Source organism: Neobacillus dielmonensis, assembly GCF_000612665.1.
GTDB lineage: Bacteria > Bacillota > Bacilli > Bacillales > Cytobacillaceae > Neobacillus > Neobacillus dielmonensis.
Window position 1 is genome coordinate 90,880 of record NZ_HG942054.1, and the last position, 15,531, is coordinate 106,410.

Consider the following 15,531-nt stretch of genomic DNA (forward strand, 5'->3'; position numbering starts at 1 on the left):
AGATTATCCCTGTATTATAATGGAGTAAATTATGGGGGTCCGAGGTGAACCGAGATGGAACAAACACTAAAGATAACAAACGTTTTGTCTGATCCAACGCGTTACTACATCTACCAATACATCACGAAACGTCACAAAGAAGTAACTGTACAAGAAGTAGCCGAAAATTTTAATATTCACCCAAATGTAGCCAGATTGCATTTGTCAAAACTCGAAGATGTTAACATGCTGATATCTGAAACAAAAAAAACTGGGAAAGGCGGTAGACCTAGCAGACTGTACCGCTTATCTGACGATTTAATCCAACTTCATTTCCCATACCGCGATTATATGCTTTTATCAAAAGTAGCGATTAAAACCATGATTTCATTAGGAGAATTAGGTAAAAAGGCACTCTTTATGACAGGGAAACAGTTTGGTACAGAAGTAATGGAACAGGAAATCGCCAAAAAACCGCTTGGCGAAGAATTAACCTTTGAGGAAAAGTTATCCATCCTAAAAAGTGCAGCTACACTTGCAGGCTTCTACCCAGAACTAGAAGTAAGCAGCGACAGGACAAAAATCTATTTTCAGATTTTCAACTGCCCATTTAAAGAAGTGGCGGAAGAAACGGAAGCTGTGTGCAGTATGCATCATGAATTCCTAAAAGGGATGTTTGAAACCTTATTTGATACAGTTCAACTTATTGAGCAGGAAAATATGATTTCTGGCTGTGATACTTGCTCCTACCAGGTAGTAGTAGCGAATTAAGTTGAAACGAATGTTTACATTCTTGCCTCCTTTCCTTATAATAATATATTGATGGTATTTATCGAGGGGTAAAGGAGGGATACATATGGATCGGATGTTCAGGGTATTGGGTTTTTGGACAGGTATTTTTACGGTTATGTTTTATTTAGGTGATATGAACAAAACCGCGATGCTATTTCTAGCCCAAACTGGTTTCTTTGTACTTCTAAGCTACTTAAAGCTATCTGAACGCATGTATATGTATGTATTCGGAGCATATTTAACCATTTTTTTCGCAGGCTTTACATATTGGACTACGTTCATGATGCAGCTTGGTGTCAACAAGTAGTACGGAAAAACGCCGGAATTTCATCCGGCGTTTTTTTTTCCTTTTTTACCCTTACAGGTTAGTCCCTAAATAATGCAGCCTCATCAAATTGAATACCTTTTTGCTGGATAATCATATGAAAGTAAGAACTAATCCCTCCGGGTAGAATAAGACTGCGAATTGACCGGTTACGCTTAGCTGCCGTAGAAAACGGATTGGGATCGTAAGATTCTTCCAATTCCTTTAAAATGCCAGCTTTTATCAAAAATTCATCCTGTCGCAGCTTGGAGACGTACCTTAAATTCAATTGATTTCCTTTTTCAATCAAGTAATCGAAATGAACATGTGTAGTAATGTCGATATCCCCTGGATGTTCTAATACGTTGTCAACCATCTTGTGCTGGCTATAACCACGTAGACTGCCCTTCTTCCTTCTTGGATCCATCCACTCTTCATTGGTATAGCCATAATCAGCCGAAATCACCAATCCCTTGGTCAATATAGCGGAAATCTGTTGGAGAATAGTATCCATAGCTAAGGGTATTTCAATCCTTTGGTGTTCTGATAATTCCAGCTTAGTTTGCTGTAAAAATGTATAGATAGCAGCATTTGTGAGCGGGACCTTATACTCTATAAGTCGATCCTTTTCATAGCCGACCATTATTTCAACTAATTTGCCGTTCTCCTTCTCAATTACATGAACAGGCAGCGCATCAAAAAGCTCATTACTAAAGATAATCCCTTCAAAGCGCTCTACCTCGATTAGGCTGTCTATTTGGGTTATCGATGGGAACCCCTCTAACAATTGTCTTTGTAGTTTCCGATGATAAGGACTTGTTTCGACAATTAAATAACGTATTGGAGCGTTAGACAATTGGGACCATTCCTGAAGAAAAGCATGGGCAAACCGTCCATTTCCAGCACCAATTTCACAGATCGCAGGCATCATATCTAATTTATGGAAAACGGACCACAGCCATTTGGCCATTATTTGTCCGTATAAATCGGAGACATTGCTGGTAGTGATAAAATCCCCTTGGCGGCCAATTTTCTGGTTTTCCTTCATGTAATAACCATAAAAAGGATGATAAAGAACTTCAGAGATAAAATCTGCATATGAAATCATCTTATTAGGGGAATCCGAAATTAATTTTTGCAAATAGGTAATCATTGGAACTCCTTTTTCATTAACACTATTGACATAGTGAAAACTTTATAATATTGTAAAAATAGTAGCTTAACAATATCCCTCCCATTATATGAATAGAACATCCCCCAGAAAGACCCTTCTCATATTGAGAAGGGTCTTTCTATTTGTCAAAATCCATTTAAGAAAGGATTGCTGTCCATTTCGTCCACAATGGTGGTTACTGGTCCATGCCCAGATAAAACATAGGTGTCTTCTGGCAGCGTCAAGAGTTTATCATGAATACTTTTTATTAGCTGTGTTTGATTTCCACCAGGCAAATCTGTTCGTCCGATACTTCCTTGAAATAAAGCATCCCCAGAAATGACAAATCCTTCTTCCTCAAAATAATAGGAAATACTTCCTGGAGAATGACCTGGAGTATGGTACACCTGAAACACAAAATCATGAATTTTCATGGTGCCCTCTTGTTTGATGATTTCATCTGCAGGATTGGCCCTGACTGGTTCGATCAGAGAGAAAAATTGGGAACCATTCATTTTTGGGTCTCCCAGCCATTTTTCCTCTTGCTTATGCACATAAACAGGGATATTGTATTTCTTTCTTACATCATCCACTGCGCCAATATGGTCAAAATGGGCGTGGGTTAATAAAATCGCCAGCGGCTTTAACCCTCTGCTATTTATATGATTGATCAGCTTTTTTGCTTCACCGCCTGGGTCGAAAATGAGGCAGGCCCGCTCCGTATTTTCAACAATATAACAGTTTGTTTGGATACTCCCCAAGGGGATTTGCTGCCATTTCATCATGTATACCTCCATTCCGGAATTCGCTAAAATAATATTACACTAAATAACCCCTCTAAGAAAGAATTGGCGGCAATAAAATATAATCGAATTGATAAGTTTGTGAGAGATTTTTTATTTTGCCTCGACAAATTAAGGAAAAAAATATAAAATAAGAACGAATGTAAAAATTATTGGTACATACTATTAAAAGTCAAGCATGGCTTGTTTTAAACGGAAAAAGGGGGATTATCATGGGATTAGTCATTATTTTCGCTTTAGTAACAATACTTGCTGCACTTGGGGCATTAAAGTCACTGAAAAGTAAAAATTTCTTAGGTGCATTTTGGGGTGTTGCATCGTTTGCTGTATTCGGCTGGTTTACGGTCATGACCCTTATCAATTCAGGATATCCTACTGGAACACATTAAAAGACTGTCAGCTGACAGTCTTTTTTATTTTGTTACTTTTACTTTTCTTTTAAGAGGCTCTGAACCTTCTCTACCTTGTATTCCATTGTTCGATTTACGTCTCTGCGGTCGTCAATTCGTATCGTTGTGGATACTCGTTGAATACCTTCAGAAAATGGAACTTCATGCATCGCTTGAATCACTTCAAACAGAACGGGAAGCTCTCCTTCAATTACCGTATTCATCGGAGTTAACTGAAAACGAATTTTCCCATCTTTTTCATAATTTTGTAAAACCATTTGGACACTTGCTACATATTTGCTTACGCTAGGAGACTCCGTTCCAATTGGAATCACAGTTACATCTACAATCGCCATTGGTTACACCTCATCTTTACTTAAACTCCAGTGTGATTTTAACATAGTCATGGACAAAAGAAAAAGAATGACCACTGAAAGTCATTCTTCAAATAAACTATAAATTTTTTTCGTCTTCACATCAACCACCTTTTCAAAATGATGGCCGTATAGGAGCTTTTCTCCAGAAGGAGAAAATAGAACGGGGGCATTTTCTAATCCTTTGAAAATGAGAACTTGATTTCCGTTATTAACATTGTAACTGACTAAATTGAACCCCTCCGTATAGGAATCCGCATCACCACTTGATACTGGTTGCATGGTTATGAACTGTTTCTTTCTTTCATTGTAATCATAATACGGAATCAGCCAATCAGAGTACATAGCAAGCTGTGGTATGGAAAATGTCAAGGTTTTCTGCAGCTGTTGATTATAAAAGGAGTACTCGGATTTTGCCGGTTCTTTGCTGTCTACGGTGATTGTCATGAGTTGGTTTTTAAATAAGTTGTAATGAATAACCGATTCAATCAACATTGTTTCCGACCCGTCTTTAAGGCTTCTGTTCATTAACGGTGCAAATAACCCTGGCTCTTCATTATCCCAATTGAGATACATCACTGTTCCCTCGTCGTGCCATTTGATAAATGGCTGAGGCAGAGATAGTTCAGTAATAACCTTATCTTTTATATTCAATATAAATGTTTGAAATGTCCAATCCTCATTAAATTTAGAAACAAGAATCTCAGCTTCATTGAAAGGGTTCCACTCGAAATTCAACTCATGAGATGGAATGGATTGGCTCATCTTTTGGTTTCCATTTATGTCAATAATGGTTACGATTCCTTCGTAGGAAGACGGGGAGGAGTGGATTAATATGTACTGCTTTGCAGGGCTGAATAGACCGGTAATAATAGGTGAATTACTGTTATATAGTAATTCACTTGTCCCAGATAAAAGATTGTATCGATAAAGAGCGGAAGTTTGTTCCTGATTGGTTATATAAATGACTTCATTGTCGCTGGCCCAACCAATTATTTTATAAAACTCACCTTCTGGAATGGATATGGGCAACTTCCATTGTTCTGCTGGCAAAACAGATGATGTATGAGCCGTTTTTTCTTTTATTGTACTGTCAGAATGGGATAAATCCTGATTTATACAAGCCCCTAAGAGAAGGGTTAACAACAGGGCAAGTAAAACCACGGAATGCTTTATTGAGCAATACAGTATTTGTTTTTGATGCATCTTACCCCCTCCTCTATCATATGTTAGTACGTTTCCTTCTTTATAATGTTTCAACTATTTTTAATATTATTATCTACCATTTCATGTGTAAAGCTCTTAACAGTAAGTAGATTAAATCGAGTTTCCACCCATTATAATTCGATTTTGCAAAAAAAAACCTGCATTTTAAGCAGGCATTAATCATTAAGTGGTAATTTACTTTTGATCAACCAGCCAGCCCCAAGAACTCCGGCATCATTTCCCAAAGTTGCCAAGGCTAATTTAGTAGAGTTTTTCACGGCTGGGAAAGCAAACTTCGCAAAGTAACTGTTAACAGAGTCTAATAAAATGCTGCCTGCTTTTGATACTCCCCCGCCAAGAACAATTATTTCCGGATTAAGTGTGTTAGCCAGATTAGCTAAAATTAATCCTAAATGAAAAGATACTTCATTCAAAACCTTTTGTCCAATCGGATCCCCAGTCTTTGCATAATCAAAGACATCTTTTGCAGTAATTTTTTGCTGCACAGAAAAAAGTTTTGCTAATTCCCCTTGAAGTTCGTCCTTTTTTATTTCCTCGATGGCCAATCGAACTATTCCTGTCGCAGATGCAACCGTTTCAAGACATCCAGTTTTCCCGCAATTGCATGGAGCTCCTCCAAACGGAACAGCTGTACTGTGACCTATTTCTCCTGCAGCTCCGTTCACACCTTGGACAATACGGCCATTCACGATTACTCCACCTCCGACACCAGTTCCAAGCGTGACACAAACAAGGTCCTTGGCACCCTTTCCTGCACCCATCCACATTTCACCTAGAGCAGCACAATTGGCATCATTTTCGACTGCAGCTGGAAGTGATGTGGCTGCCTCCAAACTATCTTTTAACGGAAAGTTATCCTTCCACCCTAAATTTACGGCATTTAAAATAACCCCTGTTTCATAATCCACAGGACCAGGGGCCCCCATACCAATTCCAAGTAATACTTCTTTGGAAACCCCAAGCTGTTTAAGCTTTTCATCAATTGATGCTGCAATATTAGCAGTGATATTTGCACCTTCATCCGAATTGTCTGTTGGTATTTCCCATTTATGGACAATTGATCCCTCTTTAGAGATAAAAGCAATTTTAGAGGTGGTCCCCCCCAAGTCGACTGCTGCAATCCATTGATTCATCATACTCTTTCACCTAACTTTGTTTAGACTTTTTTTCTTTCTCTAATTGGATTTCATGCCGCAAAATTAACAAAGCTGTTTCATAATCCTTCGTTTCAATAAGCTGTGATTGATACATATCCTTCAATTCAGCTTCCATTAATTGAAGATCCGCCACTCTATCACCAATATAGATAATTGATCCATAACTTTTTAAAAATTGTTGAATTTCATAAATCGTTTTCATTGTTTCACCTTGACCTTTTAATGGGAGCATAATCTACACCAAAGTATACCCTAAGGTAAACTAGTCCTCAAGATTATCTTATCTCACTTAATGAATGTATTTTGTGATTCATTGTTTTTTTGGCATTTCACGCCTTTTAATCCCATATAACAATAATAGGACAATCTTGCTTTTCGGAAAACTTGCAGAAGGGATGAATGTTTACTTGAAAAAATGGTTTAATATTTTCGGTCTCAGCGCTATTCTCACAGTGGCCTTAATCCTAGTAAATATGATTAGTAATCCTAAAGTCCAGGAGAGTATAACGTACTTTCCAATTGAGCCAAGTGTCACCTTTAAGTCGACTAATACGACTCTTTCACTTGCGAATAAAAAGTCAATATCTTGGAAAATCAACTCTACTTTGGATCGTAAAGCCTACTTACGCCAAGATGCCGGGTTGCTGTTTTTGAATGGCAGACTAATTGGCAAACTGGGGGAGTGGCGGCAAAATACAGCCTCTCTTTCGCAAGAAAAACTACTTCCAAGTCAGACTGGCTGGCTTCAAGCGGTTACCTTCCATCATGCGGAACTCCATCAGGGAAACGAAATATTCAGCTCACAGGCGATGTCGGAAGCAGAATTATATGTCATTGCTCAGCCACCAGGTACTGTTTTATCCTTTAGTTCACCGAGAACAGACCAAGAACGGATCTGGAAACAAAGATTGGATGAACAGACAGAGCGGATGCTTTATTACAGCTGGAATAGGGGGATACGGCATTTCTCTATCCCTATAAGTGAATACCAAGCCTACCCGCTTCCCCTTTTTGATACTCGGGCAAAGAAAGTTCTTCCCGGATTATCCAAAGCAGCCTCAGACAAAATAACAGGACAATTATGGGAAGGAATTTATAAGAACTATTTACTTGGCATCAAAAAACAGGACAGTACAACCGTCCCTCCTGAAGGCAGCACCATCCCGCTAATTCTTTTAGCCAAAAATCATACACACTTATTAGTTCTAACAGAGACTAAGGATGGAAGCCCTATTCTCCTGCGCCAGATGATTGGAGCTGCTCATTGATTTCATTGACTAAATCAGAATACTCCTGTTGTTTTGGCTTTAAGTCAGCCGCTTTTTGTGCATTGATTTTGGCCTGACCCAGTTCTTTTTGTTCGAGGTTAATCAGTGCAAGATTAAAATATGCTTCATGGAAATTAGGATCAAGTTCAATTGCTCTTTTAAGGTGTGATTTCGCACTAGCAAGATTGCCTTGTTTTATTTCAACGTACGATAAAAGAAAATAAGTTCGCTCCGAACTATCTTCTGCCGTGCTTTCATATTTTCTAAGAACATCATGAGCTTTTTGGTATTGGTCTTGTTTAATATAGTCTTGAGCCAGGACAATAACCGTATCCTCATCCTGAGTTTGCGCTGTTGCACTAAACCCATACGATAAGGATCCCCAAACAACTATTGCAGTAAGAATTAGACAGGCAACCTGACGTAGTCCATTTCGTTTTTTGGGTAAATGGACAATACCTGCTGCTAAGAAACCACCGGCTAAACCACCTAAATGGCCGGCGTTGTCAATCCCGGATGCTGTGAATCCAAACACCAAATTAATAATAAGAACGATAATCACATTTAATCCCATGGTTTTGAAAAACAACTTTCGATTAGTGGCACCAAAATACAGCAACGCACCGAAGCAGCCAAATATGGCACCGCTGGCTCCTGCTGAAAGGTTAGGACTAAAAATAAAACTAGAAATGACTCCTGTAAATCCAGCAAACAAATAAATGAACAAAAATCTGACCCGGCCATAAATTCGTTCAACCACTGTTCCTAGGTAATACAGCGCAAGGGTATTCATTACTAAATGCAACAGACCAATATGAAGAAAAACAGGTGTAATAAACCGCCAATAGTCTCCTTCATAAATTAACTGATTCACTTTTGCACCATATTTAATCAGTGTCGAAGAGTTGGTACTGCCACCATTCCATTGCAGCCATAAAAACATGGCCACTTGGAGAAAGATGAACAAATAAGTAAACAACGGCTTACTGTTCTGTAAAAGGCCACGCTCCCGTTTTACACGATTTATAGCATAATCCAAAGCCGCCTTTTTCTCTAAATAAACATCTTGTTCTGTATATTCATCTTGAATAGATATTGAAATGTCTTTTCCTAGCTGATTTGACAATTTCTCCAAATTGGTTTCGATTACACCCGCGGCGATTAAATAGGAATGGACCGTTGTTTTATTTTTATCCGCAAAAACAAACGGATACTTCAAACGAAACTCATAATCATCAACTGGAGGAAACTCACTGATATAAATATTGACAACATCAAGTTTATGACGGCCAAGCTGCTTGCGGACACTTTCCCCATTGGCTGCGGTAAACTCTATATCTCGCTGCATCACATTTCCCCAGTCTATGTTCTCGAGTAACATTCTTACTACTGGAGCGTTCTTGTTTTCGAGTTTTTCTAGCCAAAGTTCCTTTTGGTTTTCAAATAATTGAATGATTCGGTAACCATGTTCAGAAATGAGTTTATGAGCCATTTCCCAGAAGACATAACTCTCTTTATTCTTCATTTCTCCCCTACTTTCTAAAGACAGCTTGTTATAATTCTATTCTTTGAATCAATTAGCCAGTATCTATTGAACCTACTGCAATTGACTGTTCAATGATTAACTGTATTCTTCCATTATAAACGAAAATAAACAAAAACTATGAATGAAACAATTTTGGATAAAATGTTTAACTACCCAGAAGACGCATTTCAAGGAAAATAATAGCACAAAAAAAAACCATCTGTGGTGTTTTACCATTCAGATGGTCCTCCAAATACTGAACCCATTAATTTTTGTTTGACTCCAGGCAGACGCATCATCGAACCAACAGCCACCCTGCGAATCCAGCTTAAGCCAAGCAAAACATTGATTATTCGATATCGATACCTATACACAATAAACACAATAGAAGCGGTCATCAATATCGTTGAAAGTATACGTGACATGTTAATCCCTCCTACCTATATACTTTGAATTTCTTATTCGATTTATCCAAAAAAATAACAGCTATCTCAAAACAAGGATTATACAGTCCTATAAGAGACAGCCGCTTATTAGATGGATTATTAAAAAACAGATTCCATCGTTTTCTTTAATACGTTGACAGAATGCTCAAATTTTTGTTTTTCAGCTTCATTTAACTCCAGTTCAACAATTTCTCTTACGCCATTGCGGTTGACAATCGCTGGTACGCCGATATATATATCATTCTGCCCATATTCTCCATCCAAATAGGCTGAAACGGTCAGTACGGAGTTTTCATTTTGCAAAATGGCTTTTGTTAGTCTTACCAGACCCATAGCAATTCCATAATAGGTAGCACCCTTGCGTTCGATGATATGATAAGCCGCATCACGGACATTCTCAAAAATTTGGTCTAAATCTTCCTGGCTGGTCTCGTGAGTTTTCTTCCATTTTTCAATTGCCATACCTGCAATATCGGCATGACTCCATACTGGGAGCTCCGTATCGCCATGTTCTCCAATAATATAGGCATGAACATTCCTTGTATCCACATTAAAATAATCCCCTAGCAAAAAGCGGAATCGGGCAGTATCTAAAATGGTGCCTGAGCCAATGACTCGCTCTTTCGGGAAACCTGAAAATTTTCGAACGGCATATGTTAAGATATCTACTGGGTTTGTTGCAACCAGGAAGATCCCATCAAATCCACTCGCTAAGATTTCATCGATAATATTCTTGAAGATTTTAGTGTTTTTCTCCACAAGATCTAATCGGGTTTCCCCAGGTTTTTGATTGGCCCCCGCCGTAATAACCACAATATCCGCACTTCCACAATCTTGATAACTGCCATAAAAGATTTTAGTGTGGGAAGGAGCGAAAGGAAGTCCATGATTTAAATCCATGGCATCTCCTTCCGCTTTTTCCTTATTAACGTCAATCAAGACGAGTTCTTCTGAAATCCCTTGATTCAGCATAGCAAAAGCATAGCTAGAGCCAACAAATCCTGTTCCGATAAGCGCTACCCGATTTACCCGATTTAACATTTGACATCCTCCCCTAGAGTTCTAATAAGAAATAGAATAATGTATCGTCCCTTTGTTAGGTTGGAACAAACTAAGTTCCATTATTATAAAAAGATTCCCATTGCAGCAATTGAAGCCAGCAATCCCGATAAAAAATTAACCATATCGTTGTCAATAAATGTTATGCCTTTTATTTTAGCCGTTGGATGAGTGCAGTGCACCTTTTTCTCGGTCGTTATACCGCATACTTGACAATGATAGGTTTGTTGAAAAAATGCACCAATCAATGTATCAATGACGTTCCCTATGTATCCAAATACAAAAATAGTAAGACTGACCAAAATGTCTAATTTAAATAACCAATAGCTCATGAAAGCAATTAATAAAGAGCCCGCAAGCGCAGAAAGACTTCCTAATGAACTAACAGCACCAGATGTCCCTTTTTCAACGGGTTTCATCGTTCTTATAAAAATGGGGTCTTTATTGCTCAAACTGCCGATTTCCGATGCCCATGTATCAGAATTGGCACTAGCAAGACTTGTCGCAAAACCGACCACCCAAATACTGTTAGGATGAAAATAGTAAATAAGACTAAAGAGACTGGCAGCACCTCCGTTCACTGCTACCTGACGCCAATCCCTGGTTGACCCCTTTGCCAGCTTTTCCTCCATATTAAGTTTGGCTGCTTTTTTATATCCTGACCAATAACTAGAGGTAACAAAAAAGATTCCCAGCAATAACAAGCCGTTTAGCCCCAATCCCAACAAAATACAAATTCCAACGACGATAGAAGCAAAGGCACCTGACTTATCTAAAAACCTTAGATAATAACCAGCCAACCCTCCTGCGATAATAACAGTGATTAGAAACGATAATTGGCTCATCTTACTTTCAAAACCTTTTCCGGTGTAATAATGCGCTCGACTGGAATATCATGTTCTTCGGTGGGAATAGCAGCCATGATTTGTTCAGTAAACGCCAATGATACGGTACAGCCTGAATAGCTGCTTAAAAAACGATCATAATACCCGCCCCCAAAACCTATTCGGTATCCATCGATTGAATAAGCTAAGCCGGGAACCAATACTAAATCCATACGATTTGCAGGAACCTCTTTAGTTATTGCCTCGATAGGCTCAAGTAATTCGAAAAATACCGATTCCAGCTGAGAAAACGCCGTTAAATTCCGAAAAATTAATTGCTTGGTTTTCGGATGGCATTTTGGCACCGCCACTTGTTTACCTAATTCCCATGCTTTACGGATAATCTGAAAGGTATCGACTTCAGGAGGTTTCGATATCGTAATGCCAATAACTTGCGCTTCTTTCCAAATCTGTTCTTGAAATAGCCGGCAGGCAATCTTATATGAATAATCCTCGTACATTGGTTTACTGAGCTTAGTGAGAGTTTGTTTCATTTCAGCCCGAATGGAGTTTTTATTAGCCATAATTCCCCTCCTATATAAACAAAAAAAACAGCAGGAAGCCCTGCTGCTTATTTTGTTTCACGGTGTACAGTTGTACGTTTTTCTCTTGGGCAATATTTTTTTAGCTCAAGACGATCTGGGTTGTTTCGCTTGTTTTTTGTAGAAATATAGTTACGGTCTCCGCACTCAGTGCAAGCTAACGTAATATTTACACGCATGTTAATTTTTCCCTCCAAACGATTAAGCTAGTAAAGTCCATACGACTTTTCTATAATATCATTTTTCACCGGGAAATGCTAGTCTGTTTTTTAAAAGAGCCTGTTCCATTGAAACTACTTCATTTCTGCTTGTACCAGAAATCGCCCAAGTGGTGACTTTACTGGTAGCATGCTTATCTAATTTGAGATTCATCGCGAAAATACTGACTGCGGGTCCTTTAGCCATCGGCTGATACTTTAGCGTTCCAGTTTCAAGTGAGTTCCAAATTTGATCTGTAAAAGCATTCCAAATAGGCATGTTCGTATATTGGCTTATACCCATTTCTACCGTTTTTCCGTTAACTAAAAATACATCTTCACCATTATGATGAAAAATATGATGATCAGTAGGCGATACAAAAACTAAATGGTCTGGGTCAATATTTGGTAAATAATGCATAGCCATGATTTTAATCTCTTTTTCTCGATTGCTATGGTTACTAACCATTATTTTTGAAAAACGAATTTTTGAGTGAATATGTTCTTGATTAACTTTGATGATGAGCCCTTCGTCATAAATAATTTTTTCTGTACTGTTGTATAGCCAATAGTATTTTCCATTCACCCATACTCCGGGGACAAATTGAAGGCGTTCCGCAGAATATGGGCGTTTGGAAGTTTCAGTCAGTTGTTGCGGTTTCATTAGTTTCATTTTCACTACCCCAATTTATTTAAATTTTATCGTAAAATTCCCTCATTCTCGTGTATTTGTCTATCTAAGACAAGATCCATCATTAGATTAGCTGATTCAGAAGCAATTCGCTTCCAGCCATACAAGCTCAACGCTATATTTTTCCCTTTCGTTCCAATTTCTTTGGACTTCTTGGGATTCTCTTTCAAATAAGTTACTTGATCTAGCAGGCTTTGGGCACTACCAAGATTCATTAGCAATCCTGTTTGCAAATGCTGCACTATACCTTGCAAACCGCCAGTATTCGAGACGATCGTCGGCTTTCCGAAAACCATTGTTTCAAGGGCAACAATACCAAAAGGCTCATAAAGACTAGGAAAAACAGCCATTTCACAGCCCGAGATGAGGACACTTCTTTGTTCGTCGGTAACAAATCCTATGAAGTTTACATATTCAGTTAATCCCATCTTCTCGATCTGCTTCTGATAATTGGCAAGCATCGGTCCTTTACCTGCAACGATGAAATAATAATTCAGGTTCCTTTGTTTAGCGATACTAGCTGCCTCAATAATTGTATCAAACCCTTTTTCTCTCACCATTCTGCCAATTGAAAAAATATATTTACGTTGCTTTAATTTTGGAAAAATCTCCCCCACTTTAACCTGCACAGAAGCTGAATCAATGCCATTAGGGAGTACTGAAATCTTGTTCTGCTCCACAAAAAAGATGGAGCTTAACGATTCTCTCATATAATCACTGCAGACAATTACATGGTCAGATTCAAGAATTAGTTGCCTTTCTCTTTCATGAATAAATCTCTGGATTTCCGTGTGTATGCCATTATTTCTGCCATGTTCAGTGGCATGTATGGTGGACAGAAGTGGAATGCTTAATAACTCTTTTAACAATAGGGCTGATGCACCGACTAACCAATCATGGGCATGAATCAGGTCAAATTCGACCATCTTGGCTAGTTGTTCTCCCTCAAAGGCCATTGCTAAGTTAAGACCTGCAATCCATGCAAGAAAACTTTCATCTTGTTCATTGACAGGTATAACTCGGTGTACATGCACACCGTTTATGACTTCAAAAGTAGGTAACCCCTCATTCCCTGCAGTGACCACATGAACTTCATGACCTGCTTTTGCAAGATGAACTGATAAACTGTAAACATGTCTGGATAAGCCACCCACAACACATGGTGGATATTCCCAGCTGAGCATAAGTATTTTTAACCCTGATTTAGTCATGAGTGTCCTCCCTGCTGCTATAAAAACTATAGGTGCTGACATAATCATGCCAATTTGGGGCTATGTGTTGAGCCTGTTTGACGTTTCGCCATTCATCAGTGGTATGGTCGGCAAATGGGCATTCATCAACAGAAACGTGAATACATTCAGAGCGATAAAACGGAAAAAACTCCGTCTCATTTAAGTACACACCTATTTCTGCTAGATAGTTGCGGCCCCCATTAAGCCCCTTAACAAACCAGTAACCCTTTTGATAAGGAATGGACAATTCGTAAAAACTATGGGCATTTTTCCCACTAAACACAATATCGGTAACATCATATATTCTGATAACAGAAACCAATTCATCAAACTGTAAGCCAAAATACAACTGGATTATTTTTTGGGGCAAATCAGATGTGTCCCAAAAAACTCCAATTTTCCGAGGCGAAATAGGCTTTATTTTCACTTTGTTTTGAGGAGGATGAGAGACTGTTGACGGCAAATAATCAGTGGACTCCTTTTCCTTGTTACGTTGTGTTAATTCTTCGCTTTCTTTCATCTTCACTTTTCTTCAATCCTAACCAATCAATATATGAATAAAGAAAAAAAATATTCTCAGTAGTTAAGTTAATGGTAACACCAGAAACGAAGTCAGACAATAAACGCAATTTGTCGCTTTTTGCTTTTCCTTGTATAGATAGGGATTAACTGAGGAAATTTTTATAATCGAAGTGAATTGTCTTGCTTCATCGACAGATGTTGAAGGTAGTGGGTATGATTTTCGACAAAAAAGATGAGCACTTTTGTGGCTCATCCTAACTTTATGTTATAGGAGTTTATTCTGAAGTCTTAACAATGGTCCAGTTCTAAGACGTTTTAGGTAGTCTATGCATTAAGATTGTAACGTTTTCCGGTTTCAAGATAAATGACATTCTCAGCAATATTGGTGGAATGGTCGGCTATTCTTTCAATAAAACGGCATACAAAGGCTAACTGAATAATTTGATTGGTGAAATCCGGATTCTGTGGAATGTAGGTCAGAAGTTCCTTAACGAGGCTTCCGAACATCTGGTCCACCTTGTCATCCTTTTCAGCGCATTTCTCAGCGAGCTCAATATCTTCTGAATAAAACGAAGTAATGGCCTCACTTACCATCTCTAATGCCATTTCCATCATATGCGGGATATCAATCAGCTCTTTCACATGTTTCTCATTTCCAATATGAAGGGCAGATTTTGCAATGTTAACGGCAATATCCCCTAACCGTTCAACCTCGGAAGATACCCTTAACGCGACATGGAGCCTGCGTAAATCTTTGGCAACTGGAGACTGCCGAGCAATTAGCATTAAGGCTTTGTCATGAATTTCATATTCAAGGTCATCGATTACATTATCACCATTAATCACTTTTTCAGCTAGTTGAATATCTTGGTTTAACAGTGCCAGCATGGCATTTTTAATAGAGACTTGCGCTTCGTCCGCCATTTTCAGCTGCAGTGACTTTAATTCTTTTAAATTTTGGTCAAAATTCGATCTCATATTCATGAA

At 38.5% G+C, this 15,531-nt stretch carries 20 protein-coding genes; 4 read left to right on the forward strand and 16 right to left on the reverse strand.

Annotated elements, in window-relative coordinates; all coding sequences use genetic code 11:
- The first annotated feature begins 54 nt into the window (after positions 1–54).
- Together BN2425_RS09815 and BN2425_RS09820 are read left to right on the forward strand one after the other, a co-directional pair.
- A complete protein-coding gene (locus BN2425_RS09815; RefSeq protein ID WP_042458363.1) occupies positions 55–750 on the forward strand; it encodes a helix-turn-helix transcriptional regulator in 696 nt (231 codons plus the stop codon).
- Positions 751–835: 85 nt separating this feature from the next.
- A complete protein-coding gene (locus BN2425_RS09820; RefSeq protein ID WP_042458366.1) occupies positions 836–1,078 on the forward strand; it encodes a DUF2626 domain-containing protein in 243 nt (80 codons plus the stop codon).
- Between the two features lie 58 nt (positions 1,079–1,136).
- Here the strand turns inward: BN2425_RS09820 and BN2425_RS09825 are convergent, their stop codons facing one another.
- Positions 1,137–2,228, reverse strand: a complete 1,092-nt coding sequence (locus BN2425_RS09825; protein ID WP_042458370.1) for a class I SAM-dependent methyltransferase — start codon at positions 2,226–2,228, stop codon at positions 1,137–1,139.
- A 146-nt stretch (positions 2,229–2,374) separates the two neighbouring features.
- Positions 2,375–3,010 (reverse strand): MBL fold metallo-hydrolase, encoded by a 636-nt coding sequence (locus BN2425_RS09830; protein ID WP_042458372.1) that lies wholly within the window; start codon positions 3,008–3,010, stop codon positions 2,375–2,377.
- Positions 3,011–3,243: 233 nt separating this feature from the next.
- Here BN2425_RS09830 and BN2425_RS09835 point away from each other — a divergent pair, with 233 nt between their 5' ends.
- Complete coding sequence (locus BN2425_RS09835; protein ID WP_042458374.1) at positions 3,244–3,420, forward strand: DUF2759 domain-containing protein; 177 nt, start codon at positions 3,244–3,246, stop codon at positions 3,418–3,420.
- Positions 3,421–3,458: 38 nt separating this feature from the next.
- Here BN2425_RS09835 and BN2425_RS09840 read toward each other — a convergent pair whose 3' ends face one another.
- The 4 genes from BN2425_RS09840 to BN2425_RS09855 all read right to left on the reverse strand — a co-directional run bounded on the left by BN2425_RS09840 (position 3,459) and on the right by BN2425_RS09855 (position 6,380).
- The gene (locus BN2425_RS09840; protein ID WP_042458376.1) at positions 3,459–3,776 is read right to left on the reverse strand and encodes an MTH1187 family thiamine-binding protein; all 318 of its coding nucleotides are present in this window, start codon (positions 3,774–3,776) and stop codon (positions 3,459–3,461) included.
- An 81-nt stretch (positions 3,777–3,857) separates the two neighbouring features.
- Complete coding sequence (locus BN2425_RS09845; protein WP_042458379.1) at positions 3,858–5,000, reverse strand: YqgU-like beta propeller domain-containing protein; 1,143 nt, start codon at positions 4,998–5,000, stop codon at positions 3,858–3,860.
- A gap of 176 nt (positions 5,001–5,176) precedes the next feature.
- Positions 5,177–6,157, reverse strand: coding sequence for an ROK family glucokinase (locus BN2425_RS09850; RefSeq protein WP_042458382.1), 981 nt, complete (start codon positions 6,155–6,157; stop codon positions 5,177–5,179).
- Between the two features lie 10 nt (positions 6,158–6,167).
- Positions 6,168–6,380 (reverse strand): YqgQ family protein, encoded by a 213-nt coding sequence (locus tag BN2425_RS09855; protein ID WP_042458437.1) that lies wholly within the window; start codon positions 6,378–6,380, stop codon positions 6,168–6,170.
- Between the two features lie 205 nt (positions 6,381–6,585).
- Here BN2425_RS09855 and BN2425_RS09860 point away from each other — a divergent pair, with 205 nt between their 5' ends.
- Positions 6,586–7,446 carry a hypothetical protein gene (locus BN2425_RS09860; RefSeq protein WP_042458440.1) on the forward strand — a complete coding sequence of 287 codons (861 nt, stop codon included), beginning with the start codon at positions 6,586–6,588 and terminating at the stop codon, positions 7,444–7,446.
- Here BN2425_RS09860 and BN2425_RS09865 read toward each other — a convergent pair.
- The 10 genes from BN2425_RS09865 to phoU all read right to left on the reverse strand — a co-directional run bounded on the left by BN2425_RS09865 (position 7,409) and on the right by phoU (position 15,528).
- A complete protein-coding gene (locus tag BN2425_RS09865) occupies positions 7,409–8,971 on the reverse strand; it encodes a rhomboid family intramembrane serine protease (RefSeq protein WP_042458384.1) in 1,563 nt (520 codons plus the stop codon). The two genes, BN2425_RS09860 and BN2425_RS09865, sit on opposite strands and share 38 nt — an antisense overlap.
- A 230-nt stretch (positions 8,972–9,201) precedes the next feature.
- Positions 9,202–9,396, reverse strand: a complete 195-nt coding sequence (locus BN2425_RS09870) for a hypothetical protein (RefSeq protein WP_042458387.1) — start codon at positions 9,394–9,396, stop codon at positions 9,202–9,204.
- A gap of 120 nt (positions 9,397–9,516) precedes the next feature.
- Complete coding sequence (locus BN2425_RS09875; RefSeq protein WP_042458390.1) at positions 9,517–10,458, reverse strand: L-lactate dehydrogenase; 942 nt, start codon at positions 10,456–10,458, stop codon at positions 9,517–9,519.
- A gap of 83 nt (positions 10,459–10,541) precedes the next feature.
- Positions 10,542–11,321: a DUF92 domain-containing protein gene (locus BN2425_RS09880; RefSeq protein ID WP_042458392.1), complete on the reverse strand. Its 780-nt coding sequence runs from the start codon at positions 11,319–11,321 to the stop codon at positions 10,542–10,544.
- Positions 11,318–11,884 (reverse strand): 5-formyltetrahydrofolate cyclo-ligase, encoded by a 567-nt coding sequence (locus tag BN2425_RS09885; protein WP_042458395.1) that lies wholly within the window; start codon positions 11,882–11,884, stop codon positions 11,318–11,320. The genes BN2425_RS09880 and BN2425_RS09885 overlap by 4 nt, the downstream gene beginning before the upstream one ends.
- 47 nt (positions 11,885–11,931) lie before the next feature.
- Complete coding sequence (rpmG, locus tag BN2425_RS09890) at positions 11,932–12,081, reverse strand: 50S ribosomal protein L33 (protein WP_042355049.1); 150 nt, start codon at positions 12,079–12,081, stop codon at positions 11,932–11,934.
- Positions 12,082–12,139: 58 nt separating this feature from the next.
- A complete protein-coding gene (locus BN2425_RS09895; RefSeq protein WP_042458397.1) occupies positions 12,140–12,772 on the reverse strand; it encodes a hypothetical protein in 633 nt (210 codons plus the stop codon).
- A 26-nt stretch (positions 12,773–12,798) separates the two neighbouring features.
- On the reverse strand, positions 12,799–14,001 hold the full coding sequence (locus tag BN2425_RS09900; protein WP_235714598.1) for a glycosyltransferase family 4 protein: 1,203 nt from the start codon (positions 13,999–14,001) through the stop codon (positions 12,799–12,801).
- On the reverse strand, positions 13,994–14,542 hold the full coding sequence (locus BN2425_RS09905) for a DUF4912 domain-containing protein (RefSeq protein ID WP_235714600.1): 549 nt from the start codon (positions 14,540–14,542) through the stop codon (positions 13,994–13,996). The genes BN2425_RS09900 and BN2425_RS09905 overlap by 8 nt, the downstream gene beginning before the upstream one ends.
- Positions 14,543–14,868: 326 nt before the next feature.
- Complete coding sequence (phoU, locus tag BN2425_RS09910) at positions 14,869–15,528, reverse strand: phosphate signaling complex protein PhoU (protein WP_042458445.1); 660 nt, start codon at positions 15,526–15,528, stop codon at positions 14,869–14,871.
- Positions 15,529–15,531: the final 3 nt, after the last annotated feature.

Bases quoted from the DNA above. Each gene is read 5' to 3' on its own strand.
- BN2425_RS09850 (WP_042458382.1), bottom strand. From the start codon at position 6,157: ATGATGAATCAATGGATTGCAGCAGTCGACTTGGGGGGGACCACCTCT.
- BN2425_RS09905 (WP_235714600.1), bottom strand. From the start codon at position 14,542: ATGAAAGAAAGCGAAGAATTAACACAACGTAACAAGGAAAAGGAGTCC.
- BN2425_RS09815 (WP_042458363.1), top strand. From the start codon at position 55: ATGGAACAAACACTAAAGATAACAAACGTTTTGTCTGATCCAACGCGT.
- BN2425_RS09830 (WP_042458372.1), bottom strand. From the start codon at position 3,010: ATGAAATGGCAGCAAATCCCCTTGGGGAGTATCCAAACAAACTGTTAT.
- rpmG (WP_042355049.1), bottom strand. From the start codon at position 12,081: ATGCGTGTAAATATTACGTTAGCTTGCACTGAGTGCGGAGACCGTAAC.
- BN2425_RS09870 (WP_042458387.1), bottom strand. From the start codon at position 9,396: ATGTCACGTATACTTTCAACGATATTGATGACCGCTTCTATTGTGTTT.
- BN2425_RS09865 (WP_042458384.1), bottom strand. From the start codon at position 8,971: ATGAAGAATAAAGAGAGTTATGTCTTCTGGGAAATGGCTCATAAACTC.
- BN2425_RS09900 (WP_235714598.1), bottom strand. From the start codon at position 14,001: ATGACTAAATCAGGGTTAAAAATACTTATGCTCAGCTGGGAATATCCA.
- BN2425_RS09875 (WP_042458390.1), bottom strand. From the start codon at position 10,458: ATGTTAAATCGGGTAAATCGGGTAGCGCTTATCGGAACAGGATTTGTT.
- BN2425_RS09880 (WP_042458392.1), bottom strand. From the start codon at position 11,321: ATGAGCCAATTATCGTTTCTAATCACTGTTATTATCGCAGGAGGGTTG.
- BN2425_RS09895 (WP_042458397.1), bottom strand. From the start codon at position 12,772: ATGAAACTAATGAAACCGCAACAACTGACTGAAACTTCCAAACGCCCA.
- BN2425_RS09825 (WP_042458370.1), bottom strand. From the start codon at position 2,228: ATGATTACCTATTTGCAAAAATTAATTTCGGATTCCCCTAATAAGATG.
- phoU (WP_042458445.1), bottom strand. From the start codon at position 15,528: ATGAATATGAGATCGAATTTTGACCAAAATTTAAAAGAATTAAAGTCA.
- BN2425_RS09845 (WP_042458379.1), bottom strand. From the start codon at position 5,000: ATGCATCAAAAACAAATACTGTATTGCTCAATAAAGCATTCCGTGGTT.
- BN2425_RS09855 (WP_042458437.1), bottom strand. From the start codon at position 6,380: ATGAAAACGATTTATGAAATTCAACAATTTTTAAAAAGTTATGGATCA.
- BN2425_RS09820 (WP_042458366.1), top strand. From the start codon at position 836: ATGGATCGGATGTTCAGGGTATTGGGTTTTTGGACAGGTATTTTTACG.
- BN2425_RS09835 (WP_042458374.1), top strand. From the start codon at position 3,244: ATGGGATTAGTCATTATTTTCGCTTTAGTAACAATACTTGCTGCACTT.
- BN2425_RS09885 (WP_042458395.1), bottom strand. From the start codon at position 11,884: ATGGCTAATAAAAACTCCATTCGGGCTGAAATGAAACAAACTCTCACT.
- BN2425_RS09840 (WP_042458376.1), bottom strand. From the start codon at position 3,776: ATGGCGATTGTAGATGTAACTGTGATTCCAATTGGAACGGAGTCTCCT.